Source organism: Candidatus Cloacimonadota bacterium (assembly GCA_034661015.1).
GTDB lineage: Bacteria > Cloacimonadota > Cloacimonadia > JGIOTU-2 > JGIOTU-2 > JAYEKN01.
The window spans coordinates 1-1,818 of sequence record JAYEKN010000254.1 but is presented as its reverse complement, the minus strand read 5'-3'; the positions used below and the strand labels follow the sequence as shown (position 1 = coordinate 1,818).

The window sequence follows — 1,818 nt, the reverse complement described above, 5'->3', positions numbered from 1 at the left end:
GAAGAGCACCGCACACGCCAAACATTATAGGAATTTATCTTGCATAAAAATGTAGATATGAAAAAAACTTATTGAAAGTTGATAAGGAGAATATTCAAATGAACAAAATGCTAAAATATGCTATTTTCGCTATCTTTATAATTTGCATTTTAGCGATGATTTCTTTTTGGATCATAAAAAATAATGATCAGAAATTACGAGATATATTACTGGAAAATGCCAGCATTGTTTCTGCATCAATTGATATTAATGAATTAAAAAGCCTAACAGCCAATCAATCAGATTTACAATCACAAACATATCAAGACCTTAAAAAACAATTATTCAATATCCGAACATCAAATGATTCTTATAAATTCCTTTATTTACTTGGAATGAAGAAAAATAGTAAAACTGTTTTCTTCTTCATTGATTCGCAAATACCCGAATCACCGGATTATGCTCCACCAGGCGAAATATATTCCGAAGTGTCGGATGAATATATCAATGCATTTAAAACAAAAAAGCAAATGACAGTTGGTCCGGTTACCGACCGCTGGGGGACAATGATAACAGCATTAATCCCAATTTTAGATGACAAAAATGGTGAGTTAATTGCAATTCTCGGATTAGATATTATAGATGATAAATGGCAAGAAACAATTTATGTTCAAAGTTTCCCAATAATTGGTTTTATAGCATTTGTCATTCTGACAATTATCGTACTATTACTTATTAAAAGAAAATTTATCAAAAGCATTAAGGAAAGCGAAGAGAAATTTGCCAAAGCATTTCATTCCAATCCAGCAATTATTGGATTAAGCGATCTGGAAACTGGTGAATATATAGAGGTTAACCAATCTTTTTACGATATTCTCGGTTTTGAACCGGGTGAGGTAATCGGCAAAAAAGCAAGCGATTTGGTAAAATTAGATAAAGAATTCAGGGATGAAACAATTGCTGAGCTCAAAAAGAATGGATCTATATACAACAAAGAGGGAATTATATACGCCAAAGATGGCAGACGAGTTTCTGTTTTATTGTCTGCTGAAGTAATGCAAATTCAGGATAAAAAATACAACCTCACGTCCGCTCTGGACATCACCGAGCGCAAACAGGCGGAGGAAGAAATACAGAAGCAACTTACAGAAAAAGAAATTCTTCTGCGGGAAGTCCATCACCGTATCAAAAATAATATGGCAAGTATTAAAGCACTTTTATCTCTACAATCTAATTCAACTACTAATCCTGAAGTAAAAAAAGCGCTGAAGGAGGCAACCTCCCGGGTTCAAAGTATGCATATTCTTTACGATAAGTTATTATTATCTAAAGACCTCCGTGAAATTTCAATCAAAAACTACATTGAAGACATCATAGATTCACTTCATGATGTGTTTGCTGGTACAGACAACATAATTATTGAAAAACATATTTCAGATTTTAGTATTTCATCAAAAAAGGCAACCACTATCGGAATTATCATTAATGAACTTATGACCAATGTTTTCAAATATGCGTTCAAAGACTGTAACGATGGATTGGTGTCTATCTCTATTGAAAAAGATGAAAAGATGGTCACTATCACTATTAAAGATAATGGTGTTGGAGTTGATGAAAAAATTTTGGAAAACAAATCACCCGGTTTTGGTCTCACTGTGGTTAAAATGCTGATTGAACAATTAGAAGGTACTTACAGCATTGAGAATGACAATGGAACTAAAAGCGTCATACAGTTTGAATTATAGTTCTTTGACCAAGAGGTTCTCATCGTCCGTAGTCTCCGGAATAGGAGAATTAGAGAATATTTTAAAAATAAATAAATCCCCAAAATCCCCCTAA

Annotated in this window: 1 protein-coding gene; it reads left to right on the top strand. The window is 33.1% G+C overall.

Annotation, left to right across the window (positions count from 1 at the left end):
* Positions 1-98: 98 nt before the first annotated feature.
* Positions 99-1,724, top strand: a complete 1,626-nt coding sequence (locus U9P79_09265) for a histidine kinase dimerization/phosphoacceptor domain -containing protein (protein ID MEA2104810.1) — start codon at positions 99-101, stop codon at positions 1,722-1,724.
* Positions 1,725-1,818: the final 94 nt, after the last annotated feature.